The 20,916-nt window shown below is 64.0% G+C and carries 20 protein-coding genes and 1 tRNA gene; 5 read left to right on the top strand and 16 right to left on the bottom strand.

The window, feature by feature from the left end:
- Window positions 1–158 precede the first annotated feature (158 nt).
- The 4 genes from clpX to JQ566_RS20060 form a co-directional block, all read right to left on the bottom strand.
- Complete coding sequence (gene clpX / locus JQ566_RS20075) at window positions 159–1,430, bottom strand: ATP-dependent Clp protease ATP-binding subunit ClpX (RefSeq protein ID WP_008547851.1); 1,272 nt, start codon at window positions 1,428–1,430, stop codon at window positions 159–161.
- A 418-nt stretch (window positions 1,431–1,848) separates the two neighbouring features.
- Window positions 1,849–2,484 carry an ATP-dependent Clp protease proteolytic subunit gene (locus JQ566_RS20070; protein WP_212374782.1) on the bottom strand — a complete coding sequence of 212 codons (636 nt, stop codon included), beginning with the start codon at window positions 2,482–2,484 and terminating at the stop codon, window positions 1,849–1,851.
- A gap of 379 nt (window positions 2,485–2,863) precedes the next feature.
- Window positions 2,864–4,225 (bottom strand): trigger factor, encoded by a 1,362-nt coding sequence (gene tig / locus JQ566_RS20065; RefSeq protein WP_212374780.1) that lies wholly within the window; start codon window positions 4,223–4,225, stop codon window positions 2,864–2,866.
- Window positions 4,226–4,399: 174 nt separating this feature from the next.
- Window positions 4,400–4,484, bottom strand: a tRNA-Leu gene (locus JQ566_RS20060).
- Window positions 4,485–4,638: 154 nt separating this feature from the next.
- On the opposite strand from JQ566_RS20060, the gene JQ566_RS20055 reads away from it, so the two are divergent.
- A complete protein-coding gene (locus tag JQ566_RS20055; protein WP_212374778.1) occupies window positions 4,639–5,946 on the top strand; it encodes a multicopper oxidase domain-containing protein in 1,308 nt (435 codons plus the stop codon).
- 36 nt (window positions 5,947–5,982) lie between these two features.
- Here the strand turns inward: JQ566_RS20055 and JQ566_RS20050 are convergent, their stop codons facing one another.
- Together JQ566_RS20050 and JQ566_RS20045 are read right to left on the bottom strand one after the other, a co-directional pair.
- Complete coding sequence (locus JQ566_RS20050) at window positions 5,983–6,816, bottom strand: outer membrane protein (protein ID WP_212374777.1); 834 nt, start codon at window positions 6,814–6,816, stop codon at window positions 5,983–5,985.
- Window positions 6,817–6,937: 121 nt separating this feature from the next.
- The gene (locus tag JQ566_RS20045; protein WP_212374775.1) at window positions 6,938–8,437 is read right to left on the bottom strand and encodes an NAD(P)H-hydrate dehydratase; all 1,500 of its coding nucleotides are present in this window, start codon (window positions 8,435–8,437) and stop codon (window positions 6,938–6,940) included.
- 380 nt (window positions 8,438–8,817) lie between these two features.
- Here JQ566_RS20045 and JQ566_RS20040 point away from each other — a divergent pair, with 380 nt between their 5' ends.
- Both JQ566_RS20040 and glnA read left to right on the top strand, forming a co-directional pair.
- Entirely contained in the window at window positions 8,818–9,156 is a 339-nt protein-coding gene (locus JQ566_RS20040; protein ID WP_007603495.1) for a P-II family nitrogen regulator, read from the top strand.
- 154 nt (window positions 9,157–9,310) lie between these two features.
- On the top strand, window positions 9,311–10,720 hold the full coding sequence (gene glnA, locus JQ566_RS20035) for a type I glutamate--ammonia ligase (protein WP_212374773.1): 1,410 nt from the start codon (window positions 9,311–9,313) through the stop codon (window positions 10,718–10,720).
- 166 nt (window positions 10,721–10,886) lie between these two features.
- Here glnA and JQ566_RS20030 read toward each other — a convergent pair whose 3' ends face one another.
- The 3 genes from JQ566_RS20030 to JQ566_RS20020 all read right to left on the bottom strand — a co-directional run bounded on the left by JQ566_RS20030 (window position 10,887) and on the right by JQ566_RS20020 (window position 13,462).
- On the bottom strand, window positions 10,887–11,648 hold the full coding sequence (locus JQ566_RS20030) for a slipin family protein (protein ID WP_212374771.1): 762 nt from the start codon (window positions 11,646–11,648) through the stop codon (window positions 10,887–10,889).
- Entirely contained in the window at window positions 11,645–13,027 is a 1,383-nt protein-coding gene (locus tag JQ566_RS20025) for an NfeD family protein (protein ID WP_212374769.1), read from the bottom strand. The genes JQ566_RS20030 and JQ566_RS20025 overlap by 4 nt, the downstream gene beginning before the upstream one ends.
- Before the next feature lie 180 nt (window positions 13,028–13,207).
- A complete protein-coding gene (locus JQ566_RS20020; protein WP_212374767.1) occupies window positions 13,208–13,462 on the bottom strand; it encodes a tautomerase family protein in 255 nt (84 codons plus the stop codon).
- A 150-nt stretch (window positions 13,463–13,612) separates the two neighbouring features.
- Between JQ566_RS20020 and JQ566_RS20015 the strand changes: the two genes are divergently transcribed.
- On the top strand, window positions 13,613–14,590 hold the full coding sequence (locus JQ566_RS20015; protein ID WP_212374765.1) for a GlxA family transcriptional regulator: 978 nt from the start codon (window positions 13,613–13,615) through the stop codon (window positions 14,588–14,590).
- 358 nt (window positions 14,591–14,948) lie between these two features.
- Here the strand turns inward: JQ566_RS20015 and JQ566_RS20010 are convergent, their stop codons facing one another.
- Window positions 14,949–15,722, bottom strand: a complete 774-nt coding sequence (locus JQ566_RS20010) for a gamma-glutamyl-gamma-aminobutyrate hydrolase family protein (RefSeq protein ID WP_212374763.1) — start codon at window positions 15,720–15,722, stop codon at window positions 14,949–14,951.
- 280 nt (window positions 15,723–16,002) lie between these two features.
- Between JQ566_RS20010 and JQ566_RS20005 the strand changes: the two genes are divergently transcribed.
- The gene (locus JQ566_RS20005; protein ID WP_212374761.1) at window positions 16,003–17,154 is read left to right on the top strand and encodes an AI-2E family transporter; all 1,152 of its coding nucleotides are present in this window, start codon (window positions 16,003–16,005) and stop codon (window positions 17,152–17,154) included.
- Window positions 17,155–17,161: 7 nt separating this feature from the next.
- On the opposite strand, the gene JQ566_RS20000 is transcribed toward JQ566_RS20005, so the two are convergent.
- The 6 genes from JQ566_RS20000 to JQ566_RS19975 all read right to left on the bottom strand — a co-directional run bounded on the left by JQ566_RS20000 (window position 17,162) and on the right by JQ566_RS19975 (window position 20,831).
- Window positions 17,162–17,458 carry an antibiotic biosynthesis monooxygenase family protein gene (locus JQ566_RS20000; RefSeq protein WP_025036647.1) on the bottom strand — a complete coding sequence of 99 codons (297 nt, stop codon included), beginning with the start codon at window positions 17,456–17,458 and terminating at the stop codon, window positions 17,162–17,164.
- 99 nt (window positions 17,459–17,557) lie between these two features.
- Window positions 17,558–17,794 carry a hypothetical protein gene (locus JQ566_RS19995; protein ID WP_212374759.1) on the bottom strand — a complete coding sequence of 79 codons (237 nt, stop codon included), beginning with the start codon at window positions 17,792–17,794 and terminating at the stop codon, window positions 17,558–17,560.
- Between the two features lie 56 nt (window positions 17,795–17,850).
- Window positions 17,851–19,071, bottom strand: coding sequence for a GGDEF domain-containing protein (locus JQ566_RS19990; RefSeq protein ID WP_212374757.1), 1,221 nt, complete (start codon window positions 19,069–19,071; stop codon window positions 17,851–17,853).
- Window positions 19,072–19,300: 229 nt separating this feature from the next.
- On the bottom strand, window positions 19,301–19,780 hold the full coding sequence (gene rpsI, locus JQ566_RS19985; RefSeq protein WP_018642439.1) for a 30S ribosomal protein S9: 480 nt from the start codon (window positions 19,778–19,780) through the stop codon (window positions 19,301–19,303).
- A 1-nt stretch (window position 19,781) separates the two neighbouring features.
- Window positions 19,782–20,246, bottom strand: a complete 465-nt coding sequence (gene rplM, locus JQ566_RS19980) for a 50S ribosomal protein L13 (protein WP_011087726.1) — start codon at window positions 20,244–20,246, stop codon at window positions 19,782–19,784.
- Between the two features lie 156 nt (window positions 20,247–20,402).
- Window positions 20,403–20,831, bottom strand: coding sequence for a PaaI family thioesterase (locus JQ566_RS19975; protein WP_100232682.1), 429 nt, complete (start codon window positions 20,829–20,831; stop codon window positions 20,403–20,405).
- Window positions 20,832–20,916: the final 85 nt, after the last annotated feature.

Below are 20,916 nucleotides of genomic sequence, written 5' to 3'. Positions count from 1 at the left end.
GACATTAGGTGGCTATCGACCCGGGGGGTGTCAAGTCATTGAAAGACGCGCGCCATCAGGCGCTTACGCACGCAATAAGCGACGCAACACCGGCTGCGGAAATACCAGTTCCGCAGCCCACCTTGAGGAGACAATTGGAGCGTTCCAGCGCCGCCAGATCAGGCGCTGGCATTCTCGACGGCGCGATCGGATCGATCGGCGTAGATGTAGAGCGGACGCGCCGTTCCTTCCACCACTTCGCGGGAAATCACGACTTCTTCCACACCTTCCAGGCCCGGCAGATCGAACATGGTCTCGAGCAGGATCGCCTCGAGGATCGAACGCAGGCCCCGCGCGCCGGTCTTGCGCTCGATCGCCTTGCGGGCGACCGCGCCAAGCGCCTCGTCGGCAAAGGTCAGCTCGATGTTCTCCATCTCGAACAGCCGCTGGTACTGTTTCACCAGCGCGTTCTTCGGCTCCGTGAGGATCTTCTTCAGCGAGGTCTCATCGAGGTCCTCGAGCGTCGCCACGACCGGCAGACGGCCGACGAATTCGGGGATGAGGCCGTACTTCAGGAGGTCCTCGGGCTCGACGTGACGGAAGATCTCACCGGTACGGCGATCCTCCGGCGCGAGCACCTGGGCGCCGAAGCCGATCGAGGTCGACCGTCCGCGTGCCGAGATGATCTTCTCGAGGCCAGCGAAAGCGCCACCGCAGATGAACAGGATGTTGGTGGTATCCACCTGCAGGAACTCCTGCTGCGGATGCTTGCGGCCGCCTTGCGGCGGGACCGAAGCCACCGTGCCTTCCATGATCTTCAGCAGCGCCTGCTGCACGCCCTCACCCGACACGTCGCGCGTGATCGAGGGGTTGTCGGACTTGCGGCTGATCTTGTCGATTTCGTCGATGTAGACGATGCCGCGCTGGGCGCGCTCGACATTGTAGTCGGCGGCCTGCAGCAGCTTCAGGATGATGTTCTCGACGTCCTCGCCGACATAGCCGGCTTCGGTCAGCGTCGTCGCATCCGCCATCGTGAACGGCACGTCCAGGATGCGGGCGAGCGTCTGCGCGAGCAGCGTCTTGCCCGAGCCGGTCGGACCGATCAGCAGGATGTTCGACTTCGCGAGCTCGACGTCGTTGTGCTTGGTCTGATGGTTGAGGCGCTTGTAGTGGTTGTGCACCGCGACCGACAGGACCTTCTTCGCATGGCTCTGGCCGATCACATAATCGTCCAGCACCTTGCAGATTTCCTTCGGCGTCGGAATGCCGTCGCGCGACTTGACCAGCGAGGACTTGTTCTCCTCGCGGATGATGTCCATGCAGAGCTCGACGCACTCGTCGCAGATAAAGACCGTGGGACCCGCGATCAGTTTGCGGACTTCGTGCTGGCTCTTGCCGCAGAACGAGCAATATAGCGTGTTCTTGGAGTCGCTCGTGCCGACCTTACTCATTCCTGTCTCCGTCCGCGGTTCGATCCCGTTCCGCTCGATCGCTCCATTCCGACACGATGGTCGGCATGAAGCTTAAGTAGAGCAAATTCCGTACCAAAAAAGACCCTACGCTTTACTACATCCCGTACGAATCACGGCCGCTCGATTCTCCGCGATCTTAGCCGATCGATCGTAGCCAACCATGCTGTCACCCGACTATCAAGAATTCGCTAATCGGGGGTCGCCGGCTACCCGTGACAATACCGTGATTTCCGGTCTTGGCACGGGCCAAAGTGATCGAAATCACCCCGGCGTTGCGGGATTGCCACGAAAAACAAGCACGAAAGCGGAACTTTCTGCTTGTCGCAGCGCGCAAAACCACTTTTGCGACGCGCGCACCCGCGCCGACCGGAGGGATCGCCGTTATGACCCAGTATTGCTACGGGGCTTTCGCCGACGCCGGCTCCTCGGCGCGCTTGTCGATGACCTTGTCGACCAGGCCGAACTCCTTGGCGTCGTTCGCGGTCAGGAACTTGTCGCGTTCCAGCGCATCCTCGATCGACTTGTAGGTCTGGCCGGTGTGCTTCACGTAGATTTCGTTGAGCCGCTTCTTCAGGTTCAGGATTTCCTGGGCGTGCAGCATGATGTCGGTGGCCTGACCCTGGAAGCCGCCGGAGGGCTGGTGCACCATGATGCGCGCGTTCGGCAGCGAGAAGCGCATGTCCTTCTCGCCGGCGGCGAGCAGCAGCGAGCCCATCGAGGCCGCCTGCCCCGTGCACAGCGTCGAGACCGGCGGGCGGATGAACTGCATGGTGTCGTAGATCGCAAGGCCCGACGTCACCACGCCGCCCGGCGAGTTGATGTACATCGAGATTTCCTTCTTCGGATTTTCCGCCTCGAGGAACAGGAGCTGCGCGACGATCAGCGTCGACATGCCGTCCTCGACCGGGCCGGTCACGAAGATGATGCGCTCCTTCAACAGGCGCGAGAAAATGTCGTAGGCGCGCTCGCCACGGTTGGTCTGCTCGACCACCATGGGCACGAGGTTCATGTAAGTTTCAACCGGATCGCGCATGAGTCACCTAGGGTTTTTCGGAGACGGACATCGCCGGGCCTGGCTGCCAGTTTGGCTGGATGTGCCGGAAGGGCGGATGGACGTCCCGTGATGCAGGAACTTGGTAGAGGTAGAACGTGTAGCGACAGATATAGCCCAATTCGCGCCTGACAAGTGCGGAGCGCATTAAGGCTTAATCCGTCGGGGAGTTGAAGCTGATTCGCACAAAGTGGCCCAGCCGGCCATCTGGCTAGCTGGACCTCTTTCCCGATCATCCTTAACAGAAATCTGTCCTGGAGCGCCGTTCCGATGGAATCGGAAAGGGGCTCTGGCGTCTATTTTTAACGCATTCTCCTCACGCGAAGCGGTATCCACCTCGCTCGAAAACGCTCTAGAGCCCTCAGGCTGCGGTCTTTTCCGCGTCGTCGTCCTTGTAGAGATCCTCGCGCGAGACCTTCTTCTCGGTCACGTTGGCGAGCTCGAGGATGAAGTCGACGACCTTGTCCTCGTAGATCGGCGCACGAAGCTGGGCCAGCGCCTGGGCGTTGTTGCGATAGTAGTCCCAGACCTCCTTCTCGCGGCCGGGCATCGAGCGCGCGCGCTCGATCACGGCGCGGCCGACCTCGTCGTCGGTCACGGTGATCTTGTTCTTCTCGCCGATCTCGGAGAGCACGAGACCGAGCCGCACGCGGCGGTCGGCGATCTTGCGGTACTCTTCCTTCGCCTTGTCCTCGGTGGTGTCCTCGTCGGCAAAGGTCTTGCCGGCGGAATCCATCTCGGCCTTGACCGAGTTCCACATTAGATTGAACTCCTCGTCGACCAGCGAGGGCGGCGCCTCGAAGCGATGCGCCTCGTCGAGGCGATCGAGCAGCGCGCGCTTGACGCGCTGGCGCGTCGCGGTGGCGAACTCGGCAACCAGGCGCTCGCGCGCGGCTTCCTTGAGCTTGTCCAGCGATTCCAGGCCGAGCGACTTGGCGAACTCGTCGTCGATCGCAAGCTCCTGCGGCGCCTCGATCAGGGTCGCGGTGGTCTCGAACTCGGCGGGCTGGCCGGCCAGCTTCTCGTTCATGTAGTTCTTCGGGAACGACACCTTCAGCGTGCGCGTCTCATTGGCGCCGATGCCGACGAGCTGCTCCTCGAAGCCCGGGATGAAGGTGTTGGAGCCGATCAAGACCTGGATGCCCTCGCCGGTACCGCCCTCGAAGACTTCGCCGTTGATGCTGCCCTTGAAGTTGATGGTGACGCGGTCGCCCGAGGCGGCCTTGGCGCCCTCGCCCTTGGCGGCATAGGTGCGGTTGGAATCCGCGATGCGCTTGATCGCCTCGTCGACGTCGGCGTCGGAGACATCGGCAACGGGCTTCTCGACCTGGAAGGTCTTGAAGTCGGCGAGCGCGATCGCCGGCACCACCTCGATCGCGACCGTGTAGGTCAGATCGGTCTTGCCGCTCAGCAGCTCCTCGACGTCCTTCTGCTCCGTCGGCATGGTGATCTTCGGCTCGGTCGCGAGACGGAAGCCGCGCTCGGAGAACAGCTGCGTGTTGGTGTCGCGGATGGTCTGGTCGATGGTTTCGGCCATGACCGAGCGGCCGTAGACCTTCTTCAGGTGCGAGACCGGCACCTTGCCGGGACGGAAGCCGTTGATGCGGACCTTGTCCTTGAGGTCGACGAGCTTGGCACCGGCCTTGGCATCGAGATCAGACGCGGGAACGCTGATCTTGAACTCGTGCTTCAAGCCTTCCGAGAGGGTTTCTGTGACCTGCATGGCGTCCAATCTTCTTCTCGTTCGGTCCCGGCGCGTCGCGCGTCGGGACGCTGTCATTAATCGATCCGGCGCGAGGCGAACGCCTCTACGCCGGTGGTTCATCGGACCGCCTCCAGACGGACGAACATCCGCGCGGAAGCAGGTCTCGTAATCCGTGCAAACGCGATAAGCGCTTGGTGCGGGCGGAGGGACTCGAACCCCCACAACTTTCGTCACCGGAACCTAAATCCGGCGCGTCTACCAGTTCCGCCACGCCCGCGTGAATTTGCATCAAGACCGGCCGCGATGCCGCGGGCGGCCGGGCTTATAGCATGAGCCTGACTGTTCGCAGCAAAAAAATGGCCTGATGGAGGCAGGCTTCAAGTAGGCATGATGGCTGGACTTATCCAGCGCGGCGTGGTCGGGATCGGCCCATGACAACGCGGATCTTTGCCCCTCATCGGCGCGAGGTTTTGGCAGGCCTTGGCGCCTCCCTTGGAGCCTCGGCAGCCGGGCTGATCGCCGGCGGCGCCGGTCCATCGGTGACGGCCCAGCTCTCGCTGCAGGCGAGGCCGGCAACGCTGGCTCTGAGACCCGGTCAGCCGGCTACACCGATCTGGGAGCTGGCCGCCGTAAGTCATCTCAGGGATGTCCGTCTCAAGCGCGGCGACCGCTGCGAAGTGGTGTTTCGGAACGACCTGCCTGTGCCACTTGCGCCGGTCTGGTACGGCCGCAATGCCGCGACCGATCCACTGCGGGGGCGTGCGCCCGCCGCGCCAGACAGGACCGAAACGTCAATCATTTCAATATCAAGCGCAGGAACCCTGCTGGCTGACTTCCGTCTCTTCGAGGGCGGCCTGAAGCAGCCCGCGCGCCCGCTCCCGATTATCGCGGAAGAGACCAGCCGCCTCGCCGTCGACCGCGACGAGGTCCTGTTGATCGAGGAATGGCGCCTGCGGCCGGATGGCACCGCGGTCCCTCCGGGCCAGGACCCGAAGGACACGACGCCGCTCTACACGGTCAATGGCAAGACTTCATTCGAACTCTCAGCCGCAGCCCATGAGCGGCTGCGGCTGCGCTTTATCAACGGCTCCCAACGTACTGTTCTGGCGATCAAATTGGAGAGCCACGAGGTCCGGATCATGGCCCTGGACGGACAGCCGGCCGAGCCGTTCCCCGCGCGCAACGGCGCGGTGGTGCTGGCCCCGGGCGCACGGGCCGACGCCTTTGTGGATACTGCCATGTCGGCCCCATTCCTGCTCCACAACGGCAAGGAGGCCCGCCAGGTCGGAAGTCTCGCCATCTCTGGAAAGCTGGAGCGCGTGCCGCTGTTGCCGCCGCCGCCCCTCCCCTCGAACAACCTGCCTGACCAGCTCGATCTGAAAGGCGCCCTGCGGTTCGATGTCGCGCTCGGCGCGGCCGACGCCGGTTGGACGCGGCCCGCGAACTTCTCCACCGCCTCCGCCCCCGCCTTCCGCGCCAAGACCGGCCGCACCGTCGTGCTGGCCCTCAAGAACCCTGCCCCTCTCACCACCGTATTCCACCTGCATGGCCACCCGTTCCGCCTGCTCGACAAGCTCGACGACGGCTGGAAGCCCTATTGGCTCGACACGCTCGCGATCGAGCCCGGCCAGACCCAGCGCGTCGCGTTCGCCGCGACCTCGCCGGGACGATGGCTACTCGAGTCGGTTGTGACGGACTGGGCCGCGCCGCGCTTGGTGCGCTGGTATGGGGTGGAGTGATACTACGGGATGCGCGCAGCTCAGGTTGCTGATCGCTCAGAACTTGTAGCCGATGCCGAGCGTAACGACGTGCGTGCGGAGGCTGACTGAATAGTGCGCGGCATCGGCGCCGGGGTCGGCGACAGGCTGGTTGGGGAAGAGGACGCCTTCAAGCTTGCCGAAGTCGCTATAACGATACTCGCCGCGCAAAAGCCACGCGCCGAACTTGCGCTCGACGCCTGCGCCAAGCGTCCATCCCGTCCGCGTGTGGCCGTCGGTCTGGGTTTTGACAGCGAACGGCGGAGACTCCAGGCAGAGGGGATCATCAAACGTATTGGCGCAAGTGCCGGACACCTCTGCGTGCTGCCAGGCAACGCCGCCAGTACCGTAGACGAGCAACTCCGGCATCACGAGATAGCCGGCGCGCGCCCGCAAGCTCGCATCCCAACTGGAGCGCACGAAGGACGAGTCGACACCAGGCCCTGGGAATCCCGCCAAGCACTCGATCCTGCAGCCCGGCACGCCCACATGGGTGTCGGTTGCGTTCGACCAGGCTGCATCGGCTTCGAAGCCAAGCACCCATCGATCGATTTGCCAGCTGTAGCCGGCGTATCCTCCGAGCCGAACCCCTTGCGGACGAAAGCGGTCAGGCGAAGATGCATCGATGAACGCCGCTCCGACAAACGGCGATGGCGGATCGACAAGCTGCGTCGTTGTCCAATTGGCATCCGTCCATTTCCCGCCGACCGCAAGCCCAACGTACGGGCCCGTCCAACTCTGAACCGGTGCCGGGCTGTGGGCGGGAGCCTTGATCGGCAGGTCGGCCGCGAAAGCACTCGGCGCGAGCGCGCCCAAAGCGGCAACCAACAGGCTCGTCAATTTGACGCGCATCCGCGCCTCCCCCCCGTCGTCCAGCGCCGAAACGCCAGGCTCAAAATCTGGAGCCCGGGACCGCCTGCGCAGACCGTAGCAGTCTCTGGTTGCTGCGTTCAACAGGAATTCCCCCGCGCCCCTAATACTCCACCCCCAGTGCATCATAGATCCGCCGGTGGACGGCCGGCAACGTCTCGGTCAGGTCTTCCGCGATCAGGCCCGGCCCGGCTTCGCTTGCCGCCTCGCCGTGCATCCAGACGCCGATGCTGGCGGCCTCGAATGCCGGCACGCCCTGTGCCAGCAGCCCTGCGATGATCCCGGAGAGGACGTCACCGGCGCCGGCGGTGGCGAGCCAGGGCGGCGCGTTGGCGGCGATGGCGGCGCGGCCATCGGGCGCGGCGACGGTGGTATCCGGCCCCTTCAGGAGCACGACGGCGCCGGAGCGCTCGGCGGCGACGCGGACGCGTTCGAGCTTGGAGCGGCCGGGATGCTTGTTGCTGAGATCGGAGAACAGGCGCGGAAACTCGCCCTCGTGCGGCGTCAGCACCACCGCATTGTCCTGCGAGGATTTGATCGATTCAAACAGGTGCTCGGGGGTTGCGGCAAAGCTCGTCAGCGCGTCCGCGTCCAGCACCAGACGTCGTTGTGCGGCAAGCGCGGTGTGGACCATGTCGCAGGTGCGTTCGCCGATGCCGGCGCCGGGACCGATGATGCAGGTATTGTAACGCTTGTCGCCGAGCAGCTCGCCGAACTCGACCGCGGTATCGACGGGGCGGACCATCACCGCGGTGAGCGCGGCAGCATTGATCGCGAGCGCATCGCGCGGTGTGGCGAGCGTCACCAGCCCGGCGCCGGCCCGTAACGCGCCGCGCGCGGCGAGCCGCGCCGCGCCGGTCGCGGCTGCGTCGCCGGAGACCGCCAGCACGTGACCGCGCGCGTATTTGTGGCCGTCGATGCGCGGCACCGGAAAGGCCGCGCCCCAGAGGTCCGGATCGTTCTCGAAGGTCTGCGGCGCGATCTCGTCCAGGACCTGCGCGTCGATGCCGATGTCGGCGACGCGGACGCGGCCGCAATGCACGCGCCCGGGCAGCAGCAGATGCGCCGGCTTCCTGCGGAAGAAGGTGACGGTCTCGGTGGCGTTCACCGCGACGCCCATCACGGCCGCGCTGGTGCCGTTGATGCCGCTCGGCAGGTCGACCGCGAGCACCGGGGCGCCGTTGGCGTTGATCGCCTCGATCATCTCCCGCGCCTCGCCGTCCACGGTGCGGCTGAGGCCTGCGCCGAACAGCGCATCGATGATCAGCGCCGGCCTTCCGATCGCCTGCGGATTGAACGGGAGTACCGGGTGCTTCCAGCCCCGCGCAGCGGAGGCCGCATCGCCCTGGAGCTGGTCGCGCTCGCACATGAGGATCACCGAGACCTCGCGCCCCTGCGCGGCGAGCTCGGCGGCTGCAACGAAACCGTCGCCGCCATTGTTGCCGGGACCGGCGACGATCAGGATCGGCCCCTCCTCCACCAGCGCATGGGCGGCCTCGGCGACCGCCTGGCCCGCGCTCAGCATCAGCTTGAAACCGGGCGTGCCGGCCGCAATGGCGAGCTGGTCGGCCCGCTGCATCTCGGCGTTGCTCAGAACTTCCATGCCACTTCCTAGTACAAACGCCTCTTCAACAGGCATCTTCCTTGCCGATCCGGCGACAGGGACATCGATCTGCACATATATTGAACCGTTTGCCTATTTCGTAGTCTTCGGTATTTTGTGCAGATCGTCGCCGCACCCAGAGATGCTCGTTAAAAGGCTGATAACGCTCCAATAATCAGGGCATTTGCAACTTGGCATAGACCCTGCTTTCGAGGAAGCCGCTTCGGTTCGTCGTGCTCACTGGCATCTTACAGAGTGGGGCCCGCCGTTGTTGCCGGACTGGTCAGGGATCCCGGCATACAGAAGACAAGATCGTGCGTTGAGAAATGCGCATCCTGACGAAGACGTTGCTATTTGATCGAAAGGCCGGGAGTCGCGCAGTGAAGAAAATCGAAGCCATCATCAAGCCCTTCAAGCTCGACGAGGTGAAGGAAGCGCTTCAGGAAGTCGGTCTTCAGGGCATCACCGTCACCGAGGCCAAGGGCTTTGGCCGGCAGAAGGGCCACGCCGAACTTTACCGCGGCGCAGAATACATCGTCGACTTCCTGCCGAAGGTAAAAATCGAGATCGTGATCGGCGACGATCTGGTCGAGCGCGCCATCGACGCGATCCGCCGCGCCGCGCAGACCGGCCGCATCGGCGACGGCAAGATTTTCGTCTCCAATATCGAAGAGGCGATCCGCATCCGAACCGGCGAATCCGGGCTGGACGCTATCTGAGCCGGGTGCTATCCCGCATTTTGCGACACTCCGACAAGAGAATAAGGCTGCTTCGGCGGCCTGATTTCGTTTGTGCGGTCGCGCGCGAACTCGCCAAAAGCGAGAAAAATCCTGCTCACCTGGAAACCGACCCGCAGAGCCATAAGGGGTATGCATGAAGACCGCCAAAGACGTCCTGAAATCGATCAAGGACAACGACGTCAAGTACGTCGACCTGCGCTTCACCGATCCGCGCGGCAAGTGGCAGCACGTCACGTTCGACGTCAGCATGATCGATGAAGACATCTTCGCCGAAGGGACGATGTTCGACGGCTCCTCGATCGCCGGCTGGAAGGCGATCAACGAGTCCGACATGTGCCTGATGCCCGATCCGGTGACCGCGACGATCGACCCGTTCTTCGCCGAGACCACCATGGTCATCACCTGCGACGTGCTCGAGCCGACCACCGGCGAGCCCTACAACCGCGACCCCCGCGGCATCGCCAAGAAGGCGGAAGCCATGGTGAAGTCGATGGGCGTGGGCGACAGCGTGTTCGTCGGTCCCGAAGCCGAGTTCTTCGTGTTCGACGACGTGCGCTTCTCCTCTACCCCCTACAACACCGGTTTCCGCCTCGACTCCTCGGAGCTGCCGACCAACACCGACACGGAATATGAAGGCGGCAACCTCGGCCACCGCATCCGCACCAAGGCCGGCTACTTCCCCGTCCCGCCGCAGGACTCCGTGCAGGACATGCGCTCCGAGATGCTCGGTGCCATGGCCAAGATGGGCGTCAAGGTCGAGAAGCATCACCACGAGGTCGCTTCCGCCCAGCACGAGCTCGGCATGAAGTTCGACACGCTGACGCTGATGGCCGACCACCTGCAGATCTACAAATACTGCATCCACCAGGTCGCCCACATCTACGGCAAGACCGCCACCTTCATGCCGAAGCCGGTCTACGGCGACAACGGCTCGGGCATGCACGTGCACCAGTCGATCTGGAAGGACGGCAAGCCGGTGTTCGCCGGCAACAAATATGCCGACCTGTCGGAGACCTGCCTGCAATACATTGGCGGCATCATCAAGCACGCCAAGGCGATCAACGCCTTCACCAACCCCTCAACCAACTCCTACAAGCGTCTGGTCCCGGGCTATGAGGCGCCCGTGCTGCTCGCCTATTCCGCGCGCAACCGCTCGGCCTCCTGCCGCATCCCCTACACCGCTTCGCCGAAGGCCAAGCGCGTCGAGGTGCGCTTCCCCGATCCGCTCGCCAATCCCTATCTCGGCTTCGCCGCGATGCTGATGGCCGGCCTCGACGGCATCAAGAACAAGATCGATCCGGGTCCGGCGATGGACAAGGATCTCTACGACCTGCCGAAGGAAGAGCTGAAGCAGATCCCGACGGTATGCGGCTCGCTGCGCGAGGCGCTCGAAAATCTCGACAAGGACCGCGCCTTCCTGAAGGCCGGCGGCGTGTTCGACGACGACTTCATCGATGCCTATATCGAGCTGAAGATGACCGAGGTCGAGCGCTTCGAGATGACCCCGCACCCGGTCGAGTTCGACATGTACTATTCGGGCTGAGCGGCCCGACGGGACGAGACAGGCAAAAGGCGCTTCCGAAAGGAGGCGCCTTTTCGTTTGGCATCGTAGGATGGGGAGAGCGCAGCGAAACCCATCAAACTTTTTGGCGAGGCGACACGATGGGTTTCGCTGCGCTCTACCCATCCTACAGGCCAACCGCTACCCGCTACGGGTTGTTAGGCCGCGGCATCAAATGGTCGAGCAGGCCGGTCGGAAGCGGAAACACCACGGTCGACGAGCGTTCACCGGCGATGTCGTGCAGAGCCGCGAAGTAACGCAGCTGCATTGCCTGCGGCTCCTGCGCCAGGATCCGGCCGGCTTCGACGAGCTTTTCGGCGGCCTGCTGCTCGCCCATCGCATTGATCACCTTGGCCCGCCGCAAGCGCTCCGCCTCAGCCTGCTTGGCAATCGCGCGAACCATGGTTTCATTGATATCGATATCCTTGATCTCTATGCCGGTGACCTTGATGCCCCAGACGTCAGTCTGCTTGTCGAGGGTCTCCTGGATATCGGCGTTCAACCTGTCGCGCTCGGCGAGCATCTCGTCGAGCTCATGCTTGCCGAGCACCGAACGCAACGTGGTTTGGGCGAGCTGGCTGGTCGCCGCCATGTAGTCGCCGACCTTGATGATGGCACGCTCGGGGTCGACGATGCGGAAGTACAGGACGGCGTTGACCTTGACGGAGACGTTGTCCCGCGAAATCACGTCCTGCGGCGGCACGACCTGCACCATCACCCGCAGATCGACCTTGACGAGTTGCTGCACGATCGGGACGAGGAGGATGAGGCCCGGGCCCTTCACGCCGGTAAAGCGGCCGAGCGTGAAGACGACGCCGCGCTCGTATTCGCGCAGAATTCGAATGGCCTGGGATAGAAACACGATGACAAGCAGCGCAAGCGCCGCATACGTCAGATATTCCAGCATCATGATGTACCTCCCTCGCCTGTCCGGGCGGGTGTGCGGCGTATCAGCAGCGTCAGGTCGACGACATTGGCGACTTCGACCGTCTCTCCGGGCTTGAACGTTTCGGCGCCGCGCGCCAGCCAGCGCTCACCATGGGCGAAGACATGACCTTCGTTCCCGTTCCAGTCGAGAACCTCGGCGGGCAAGCCGCGCATGGCCTGCGCGCCGACCAGCGCAGGAGCCTTGCGGACGCGCCGAAGCGAGCCAAGCACGATCAGAGCAAAGCCGCTGAACACGACCGTAGTGGTGCCGATCACCCACCACGACAGTTGATACCCAGGCGCCTCGCTCCTGAAGAGCATCATTGCTCCCAGCACGAAAGCGATGATCCCTCCGATGCCGACCACCACGGTCGGGTTGAAGGCTTCGATGGTGAGAAGCACGAGTCCGATCAGCATCAGGGCGAGGCCGGCATAGTTGATCGGCAGCAAATTGAGCGCATAGAGGCCGATCAGCAGGCAGATCGCACCGACGACTCCTGGGGCGACGGCTCCGGGAGACATGAACTCGAAGATCAGGCCGTAGATGCCGATCATCAGGAGAATGAACGCCACGTTAGGGTTGGTGATGACCGCCAGGAACCGGGATATCCGTCCGGGCTCGATGGCTTCGACGACAGCATCCTTTGTCACGAGGCGTTGCGTCTTGCCGCCTGCGAGCTCCACCACACGGCCATCAACCTGCCGCAGCAATTCAGCCTGATCGCGCGCGACGAGATCGATGGCGTGCGCCTCCAGCGCGCCGTTGGCAGAGAGTGTTGCCGCCTCGCGGACCGCCTTCTCTGCCCACTCCGCATTGCGGTTGCGCAGCTCGGCGAGGCTGCGGATGAAGGCGACGGCATCGTTCGTGGCCTTCGCCGTCATCGCGTCCTTCGGCTCATCCTTCTTGTCTTTGCCATCCTTGTCGGGTGTGCCGCTCGGCAGGCCCGGAAGCGGCCCGCCGATCTGGACCGGCGTCGCCGCACCGATATTGGTGCCTGGCGCCATCGCCGCGATGTGGGTCGCATAGAGGATATAGGTCCCCGCACTCGCCGCGTGGGCACCGGAGGGAGCGACGTAGCCGATGACAGGGATGGGCGAGGCGAGCACATCCCTGATGATCTCGCGCATGCTGGAATTGAGCCCGCCGGGCGTGTTCATCCTCAGAAGCACGACCTCGGCGCGCCGTTCGCTCGCCGTGGCCAAAGCCTCCCGCACGTAGCTGGCTGACGCCGGGCCAATCGCCCCGTCGATCGAAACAACGAGGGCTACACGGCCGCTCTCCTCCGCTGAGCTGGGAAGGAGGCAGCAGGTCAAAGCCACGACGGTGATCGCCGCAACGAGGGCCGCCTTCATGGTCTGCACGGCAGGGCTCCCTTGCAGAGCATATGGTACTCTTCTCATGAACCTCAATGCTGCGCGTGGAGATCAACGTTGCGATTGTGCAACGCAATGGGAATGCCCATGCAGGATGGCGATGTGATCGGCTGAGCAGAGGCAGTGGCGGACCATGCCGACGCCTGATCCGCCCTGCGCCGGGCGCTGCTACCGCGTTACCCTCAGGCCGTCCGCTCCGATTGCGCCGAACGTGCTCGCGATGATCTCGCTCGTCGGCTGCATGCCGCCGAGCGACCAGTGCGAGGGCTCCTGCTCCTCGATCCTGACCCAGATGTTGCGGCGGAAATCCGGGTTGCCCTGCCCCTCGACCTCGACCAGGACATCGGTGACGCGTTCGAGCAGCGTCTTCTTCTGGGCCGCATCCAGGATGCCGCGCACGGTGGAAATGGTGACGTAAGGCATGTCTCTCTCCTTTGATGTCATGACGACGGCAGCAGATTGGACCAGACAGGGCCGGCGAGGCAGCGGCGGATAAGACAGAGATCGGGCAATTTCCGCCATGCGCCCCGCGCACCGATCGGATAGCATCGCGGGCAGCTGTCCGGAGGTCCCATGAAGCTCGCAATTCTCGCGCTGGAAGGTTGCATGCATTCGGCGATCGCCGGCGTCGCCGACATCCTGTCGCTCGCCAATCACGTGATGCAGCAGAGCGGCGCGAAATCCCGCTTCAGCTGCCGGACGCTTTCGCTCGACGGCAAGCCCGTGCGCGCCGGCGGCGGCCAGATGGTCGCGGTCGACGGCGCGATCGGCAAGCGCGGCAGCTTCGACGCGATCATCCTCCCCGGCAACCTCGTCGATCACGTCACGGCGGAGCGCCTCAAGCCGCAATACGCCCGCGCCGGCGCCTGGCTCCGGCAGCAGCACGCAAATGGCCGTCTGATCGGCGCATTTTGCAGCGGCGTGTTCCTGCTGGCGGGGGCAGGCCTGCTCGACAACCGCCGCGCCACCATCACGTGGTGGCTGCAAAGCGAGCTGCGGCAACGCCATCCCACGATCGACCTCACCCCCGACGCCGTCATCACGGTTGCGGACCGCATCGTCTGCGCGGCCGGCCCGATGTCGTGGGTCGACCTGCTGCTCAGGCTGGTCGAGTTGATCGAAGGCAAGCAGATCGCAAAGTTGTGCGCGGACTACGTCGTCATCGACACCGCCCAGCGCACCCAGTCGATCTTCATGCCCGTCGGCTATCTGCTGTCGCAGGACCCGCTGCTGACCCGGGCGGACCTCCTGGTTCGCCGCGCCGGCGAGGTCCCGATGACGGTCAAGCGCCTTGCCGACGCGCTCGGCCTCAGCGAGCGTACGCTGAACCGCAAATTCCAGGAGCTCACGCACGAGCCGCCGCAATCTTTCATCATGCGTCGCCGTGTCGAGCACGCGCGCACGCTGCTGGAATCGACGACGCAGCCGATCAAGACCATCGCGCGCGCCGCCGGCTATGAGGACGAGAGCAGCTTTCGCAAGGCGTTTCGCAAGCTGACACTGATGTCACCGCAGGCCTACCGCTCGCGACGGACGGAGCGGGCGGCGTGAGACGTGAGCGCGTCTCCGATTCGACCGCACGGGTGCGATGAACCTTGTGCCACGGAGTCTTCAGCTTTCGTTCTGCATCTGACTCCACTTCGTTCTCAAAGAACAAATCAGAACCGCAAAAATCGTGACGGAGCAATTCCTACTGATTGGTTTATCCAGCACAACTCGAAAGGATCGGGGTGCGAAATTCTATCCGCGGTGCAGGCCTTGATCTGGAGTTATCGGTGGATCTCCGTCATTGCGAGCGCAGCGAAACAATCCAGAACCCCGCCGCGGAAAGACTCTGGATTGCTTCGCTTCGCTCGCAATGACGGTGTAGCGAGATCATATCCCCACGGCCTCCCGCAGCGCTTGCCGCCTACGCCGCCGCCTTCTGCCTTGCCACCAGCGCTTCGCCAAAGGCCTCGAACAGCTTGCGGTTGATCGGATTGTACTGCGGGTCGTACTCCGCATGCCATTGCACGCCGAGCGCAAAGGTCGGAGCCTCCGCGATGCGGATCGCCTCGATGGTGCCGTCCTCGGCGACGCCCTCGATCAGCACGCGCTTGCCGGGATCGAGAATGCCCTGGCCGTGCAGCGAATTGACCCTGATCTTCTCGCAGCCGAGAATTTTTGCGAAGGCACCTCCCGGCGTCAGATCGACATCGTGACGGTCGGCGAACACCACGGTCGGATCGGGATGGATCTCGCCGTTCTCGAGCCGGGGCATGCGGTGGTTCATCCGGCCGGGGATCTCGCGGATCTCGGGATGCAGCGAGCCGCCGAAGGCGACGTTCATCTCCTGCAGGCCGCGACAGATGCCGAACAGCGGGATGCCGCGGGCGACACAGGCGACCGAAAGGGCCAGCGCGACCTCGTCGCGGTGGATGTCGTAAGGCTCGTGCTTCTCGCAAGGATCGACGTTGAAACGGGTCGGGTGCACGTTGGCGCGGGCGCCGGTGAGGATGATGCCGTCCACGGTATCGAGCAGCGCCGCGATATCGGTGATATCAGGGGAGCCCGCAAACATCACCGGCAAGCCGCCGGAGACCTCGGCCACGGCGCGCAGGTTTCGCTCGCCGACCATCTGGACCTGAAATCGATTTTCGACGCGATGGGAATTCCCGATCACGCCGACGACCGGCTTTCTCATCTGTCGTTCCGCGCCTCCCGGTAAGAAGATTCTGCAAACATGCCCCTCCGATGGGACAAATTCAACAGAAGGGATCGCGGGACGGCAATGCTATTTTCGCGCAAATGCCCGGCCTGGAGGACCTTGGCAGGCCGGGCGGACGGCTACTCCGATCGGTCGGAGGGGGCCCACAGCCCCGCGGCGATGACGAGCGCGCCAAACCGGCGCGCGCCCGGCTTGATCCCCGGCAGGATTTCGCGAAAGAGTGCGTTGGCGCCGCCTCGCTCGAAAAGGACCTCATGTGACGATTCTCAGAGATGAACGCCTCCGCACCCGCAGCGACCTGGCTCGGGACCAGGCCTGGGCGATTTCCGTCGGAGGCATCGGCGTCGTGGGGTTCACCGCGCTGCTCGCCTTCACCTGGTATTTTGCGGCCACCCTGCTGCTGATCTTCACCGGCATGCTGCTCGGCCTCGGCCTCAACGCGCTGGTCAATGCGCTCGGCCGCCGGGTCCCCCTGCCTCACACGCTCCGGCTTGCGATCGTCTGTGTCGCGCTCGCTGTGCTTCTGGCAGGCATCGCCTATCTCGGCGGCGCCACCATTGCCGAGCAGGCCTCGCTGCTGAGCAAGACCATCAAGTCGCAGATCACCAATGTCAGGTCCTTCCTCGAGAACCACGGCATCGACACCAGCTTCTTCGATCTCGGCAACGCTGCCTCGGACTCTTCGACCAACGCGTCGTCGGAGGCGACGCCCGCGCCGGCAGCGCCTTCGCGCGGTCCCTTGCCCGGCGCTGGCGCGCTCGCCTCCAGCGGCGGGGCGATCGTGAGCCAGACCCTCAAGCTGCTGCTCGGCACCATTCACGGCGTCGGCAACATCTTCATCGTGCTGTTCCTGGGCCTTGCCTTCGCCGCCCAGCCCAGCGTCTATCATGACGGCCTGCTGTTCCTCGCACCGGCGAGGCACCGCACGCGTGTCGCCCTCATCATCGACCGTACGGCTGAGACGCTGGAGCGCTGGCTGATCGCCCAGATCGTCGTCATGATCGCGGTCGGTGTCGTGACCTGGATCGGACTTGCCGTCATCGGCATCCCCGGCGCGTTCATCTTAGGGATCCAGGCGGGCCTGCTCGCCTTCATCCCGACCGTCGGAGCCATCATCGCCGGCGTCATCGTGGTGCTGGCGAGCCTCGCCTCGGGCTGGATCCCCGCCTTGTCGGCCTTTCTGCTCTTCATGGGCGTGCACGCCATGGAAAGCTACGTGCTGACGCCGATCCTGCAGCGGCAGGCGCTGGACATCCCGCCGGCCACGCTGTTCGCGTTCCAGATCCTGCTCGGCGTCGTGTTCGGCATCTGGGGCCTCGCGCTGGCGCTGCCGCTGGTCGCCATCGCCAAGGTCATGATCGACCATTTCAAGACGTATGAGGCGCCGCCCCTGGCGGAGGCGGCGTGAACCTCGCTCAGGTCGTGAGCACGGTCTCGGTGTGCTCGACCTCCGGGGGCGCGGCAAAATACTGGCCGACCAGGCCGCGCCATTCGGTGAAATTCTCCGAGCCGCGGAAATCGACGGTGTGGTTCTCCAGCGTCGCCCACTTCACCATCAGCCGGTAGCGTTGCGGCTTCTCGATCGACTTGTGCAGCTCGAAGCCGTGAAAGCCCTTGGAGCGGCCGAAAGCGGCCTTGGCCTTGGCGACAGCGGCTTCAAAGTCCTTCTCGCTACCCGGCTTGACGTCGATTTGCGCGATCTCGGTGATCATCGGTTTCCACCCTTTTGTTGATGGCCGTGTCTACCGCAGACGGCGACAAAGAAAAAGGCGCCGAAACGGCGCCCTGCCCGGCCTGGAAATGCAGGCCCGTCAGGCGAACAGCAGGACCGTGCCCGCGACGATCAGCGCACAACCGACGAACAGCGCGAGCGGCCAGTAGCTGCGCCCCTGCGCGTAGCGGCCCTGCGCGCGGCGCTCGGTGATCAGCGCCGTCTCGTATTCAGCCGCGGTCGAGAACAGACAGGCGAAACCGCCGCGCGCCGAGGCCGCAGCGGCTTCGAGCGACATCAGGGTGGCTTGCGGATTCTGTCGACGGATCGATTCCATATCGGAATGGTATGGGATCGAATGGTAAACAGAAGATTACCGCAAGCCCCCACGGTTCAGGCGGTGGCCGGACGCGCCTGCGATACACCGGTTCGCGCGGCGCTCTGGCGCCGCCAGTTCTCCAGCGACAGTGGCAGCTCCTCGGCCGCCTCGACGCGGTTGCGGCCGCCGCGCTTGGCCTGGTAGAGCGCGGTGTCGGCCGAGGCCAGCAGAACCTCGAGCTCGGTACCGGCCGGACCGCCGGCGACGCCGATGCTGACGGTGGTGTCGACCGGGCCTTCATCGACCACGACGCCGGAGGTCTCGAACGCCTCGCGCACGCGCTCGGCGACCAGCACGCCCTCCTCCAGCGAACACGGCAACAGCGCCGCGAACTCCTCGCCGCCGATGCGGCCCGAGAGGTCGGAGATGCGCAAATTGCTGACCACGACGGTGGAGAACAGTTTCAGCATCTCGTCGCCGGCGGGATGGCCGAAGCGGTCGTTGATCGACTTGAAGTGGTCGATGTCGAAGATCATCACGGTCACCGGCCGCCCCGCCTTGGCCTCGCGCTCGATCACGCGCGCACAGGCTTCCGAGAAGCCGCGCCGGTTGAGCATGCCGGTCAAAGGATCCGTCGACGCGGCAGTCCGGTGCGCGGTGACGGTGCGTTCCGACACCAGCATGAAGATCACGAACACGGTACCGACGGCATAGAGTATGAGCTCGACCGCGAACACGGTGACCCAGATGCTCGACGAGAAGCCGGCATCGTGCGGGCGCAGGAAACTGCCGATCAGAATCGGCAGCATCAATACGCAGCCGTGCATCGCCGGCATCACGAAGGCCGGCCAGCGTCGTTGCACGCTCTTGCGCCGCTCGGTCCAGAGCTCGCTCGCGGTCAGCGCCGCGTACACCGAGACGATGCCGGCACCGGCGAGCATGCGCAGCATCGATGCTGTGGGATCGAGCAGCGTCGCAGCAGTGACCCAGGCGAGCGCGCCGAGCATGAGGCCGGGCCAGTTCGGTTTGCGGCCATGAAAGACGCGCGCCGCGTTCCACACCATGCCGCAGGCGACGAAACCGACGGCGTTCAGCGCAAGGTAGATATGGGGGCCCAGCCTGTCGCCCGCCGCGGTCCATAGCGCGACGGAGGCGGCACCGAGGAGATAGGCGGTGCCCCACCATTTCAGCGCCGGGCTGTTCTCCTGCTTGCCGAAAAACACCATCATGGCGCCGAGCAATGCGGCAACCATGGTGGCGACCAAATAGAGCGTGATGCTATCGAGCGACATCATGTCGGCCCCCTCTAAAACATAGCAGTTACGCGATCGGCACATCCGATTTGCGCGCCCTTCCGAAGGCGACGCTAGGTCCCACGGGTTCCATTCAGGTTTTCGCGAGAGCCTAAGTTTTCGGGAAACACGCCATCAATTTGCATACAAACGAACAACAAAAAGGGCGCTGAAATCAGCGCCCTTTTGCATCTCATTGAAGCCGCTTTCGCGGCGAATGCGACAGAAGCGATTAACGCTTCGAGAACTGGAAGGACCGGCGGGCCTTGGCCTTGCCGTACTTCTTGCGCTCGACCACGCGGGAGTCGCGGGTGAGGAAGCCGCCCTTCTTGAGCACGGAGCGCAGCTCCGGCTCGAAATAGGTGAGCGCCTTGGAGATGCCGTGACGGACGGCGCCGGCCTGGCCGGACAGTCCGCCGCCGGCGACGGTGCAGATCACGTCGTACTGGCCCGAACGCTGGGCCACGGAGAACGGCTGCTCGATCATCATGCGCAGCACGGGACGGGCGAAATAGACCTCGACCTCGCGCGAGTTGACCGTAACCTTGCCGGCGCCCGGCTTGATCCAGACGCGGGCGACCGCGTCCTTGCGCTTGCCGGTGGCATAGGCGCGGTTGAACTTGTCGACCTTCTTCTCGTGCTTGGGCGCCTCGGGCGCCGCCGCCGTCTTGAGCTGCGAGAGCTGGTCGAGCGACTGGATGGATTCGGCCATGTTATGCGGCCCTCGTGTTCTTGCGGTTCAACTTGGCGATATCGATCTTCTCGGGCTGCTGCGCCTCGTGCGGATGATCGGCGCCGCCGTAGACACGAAGGTTGCCCATCTGCACGCGACCGAGCGGACCACGCGGGATCATGCGCTCGACGGCCTTCTCGAGCACGCGCTCGGGGTGCTTGCCCTCGAGGATCTGGCGCGCGGTGCGCTCCTTGACGTGGCCGACGTAACCGGTGTGCTTGTAGTAGGTCTTCTGCTCGCGCTTGCGACCGGTGAGGACCGCATGCTGCGCGTTGATGATGATGACGTTGTCGCCGCAGTCAACGTGCGGGGTATAGGTCGGGAGGTGCTTGCCGCGGAGCCGCATGGCGACGATGGTGGCGAGACGGCCGACGACCAGACCCTTGGCGTCGATCAGCACCCACTTCTTCGTCACCTCGGCCGGCTTTGCCGAAAAGGTTTTCATGTCAGAATTTCCGTGAGGGAGACATCGGCGCGAACACCGCACCGGACTGCGCGGGTTTCTAGAGAAGTGAGGCGCAACGGTCAATGTCCCAGAGCTGAAATTATGCCCATAAAATCAACGGCTTAAAAATATGGTGCTATATTACCTGCGAAAAGCTCAAATATTTGGAATGGAATAGGTCGAGGTGACATGGGCGATCGGGTCGGCTGACGTGCCCGACAAAAGGTTCACCTCCCCGACCGCCAGGCGCTTGCCGAGCTTAAGCAGCCGGGCCTCGGCCAGCACATCCTGCCCGGGCTGGCCCTTGCGCAGGAAGTTGATGTTGAGATTGGTGGTGACGGCGAGCCCGATCGGCCCGATCGCGGACAGCAGCACCACGTACATCGCGAAATCGGCGAGCGCCATCAGCGTCGGGCCGGACACGGTTCCACCCGGCCGCAGCATCCTTTCGCTGTAGCGCTGGCGCAAAAGGCTGGTCTGGCCGTCCGCGCTCTCGATCGTGATGTCGTCACCGCTGAAGGCCTGGGGAAATTCATCACGGAGGAACTGCTCGAGCTCCGCCACGCTCATTTTCGCTAACGCCATTCCGTTCCCCACCCTCGCTTCGCTTGCCCTGTTACATTAAGTTATTGGTGTCATCCAATTGCAATCATTTAGCGGAAATCGCGTC

The organism is Bradyrhizobium sp. SZCCT0231 (genome assembly GCF_018130245.1).
GTDB lineage: Bacteria > Pseudomonadota > Alphaproteobacteria > Rhizobiales > Xanthobacteraceae > Bradyrhizobium > Bradyrhizobium japonicum_F.
Note: the sequence above shows the minus strand (reverse complement) of the source record. Positions and strands in the feature narration are given on the sequence as shown.

What these genes read in the sequence shown, in the direction of transcription:
- JQ566_RS19990 (WP_212374757.1), bottom strand. Translation starts at nt 19,071, where the DNA reads ATGATGTCGCTCGATAGCATCACGCTCTATTTGGTCGCCACCATGGTT.
- rplM (WP_011087726.1), bottom strand. Translation starts at nt 20,246, where the DNA reads ATGAAAACCTTTTCGGCAAAGCCGGCCGAGGTGACGAAGAAGTGGGTG.
- JQ566_RS20045 (WP_212374775.1), bottom strand. Translation starts at nt 8,437, where the DNA reads ATGGAAGTTCTGAGCAACGCCGAGATGCAGCGGGCCGACCAGCTCGCC.
- rpsI (WP_018642439.1), bottom strand. Translation starts at nt 19,780, where the DNA reads ATGGCCGAATCCATCCAGTCGCTCGACCAGCTCTCGCAGCTCAAGACG.
- JQ566_RS20030 (WP_212374771.1), bottom strand. Translation starts at nt 11,648, where the DNA reads ATGATGCTGGAATATCTGACGTATGCGGCGCTTGCGCTGCTTGTCATC.
- JQ566_RS19975 (WP_100232682.1), bottom strand. Translation starts at nt 20,831, where the DNA reads ATGGCGTTAGCGAAAATGAGCGTGGCGGAGCTCGAGCAGTTCCTCCGT.
- tig (WP_212374780.1), bottom strand. Translation starts at nt 4,225, where the DNA reads ATGCAGGTCACAGAAACCCTCTCGGAAGGCTTGAAGCACGAGTTCAAG.
- JQ566_RS20070 (WP_212374782.1), bottom strand. Translation starts at nt 2,484, where the DNA reads ATGCGCGATCCGGTTGAAACTTACATGAACCTCGTGCCCATGGTGGTC.
- JQ566_RS20055 (WP_212374778.1), top strand. Translation starts at nt 4,639, where the DNA reads ATGACAACGCGGATCTTTGCCCCTCATCGGCGCGAGGTTTTGGCAGGC.
- glnA (WP_212374773.1), top strand. Translation starts at nt 9,311, where the DNA reads ATGAAGACCGCCAAAGACGTCCTGAAATCGATCAAGGACAACGACGTC.
- JQ566_RS20010 (WP_212374763.1), bottom strand. Translation starts at nt 15,722, where the DNA reads ATGAGAAAGCCGGTCGTCGGCGTGATCGGGAATTCCCATCGCGTCGAA.
- JQ566_RS19995 (WP_212374759.1), bottom strand. Translation starts at nt 17,794, where the DNA reads ATGGAATCGATCCGTCGACAGAATCCGCAAGCCACCCTGATGTCGCTC.
- JQ566_RS20050 (WP_212374777.1), bottom strand. Translation starts at nt 6,816, where the DNA reads ATGCGCGTCAAATTGACGAGCCTGTTGGTTGCCGCTTTGGGCGCGCTC.
- JQ566_RS20020 (WP_212374767.1), bottom strand. Translation starts at nt 13,462, where the DNA reads ATGCCTTACGTCACCATTTCCACCGTGCGCGGCATCCTGGATGCGGCC.
- clpX (WP_008547851.1), bottom strand. Translation starts at nt 1,430, where the DNA reads ATGAGTAAGGTCGGCACGAGCGACTCCAAGAACACGCTATATTGCTCG.
- JQ566_RS20000 (WP_025036647.1), bottom strand. Translation starts at nt 17,458, where the DNA reads ATGATCACCGAGATCGCGCAAATCGACGTCAAGCCGGGTAGCGAGAAG.
- JQ566_RS20015 (WP_212374765.1), top strand. Translation starts at nt 13,613, where the DNA reads ATGAAGCTCGCAATTCTCGCGCTGGAAGGTTGCATGCATTCGGCGATC.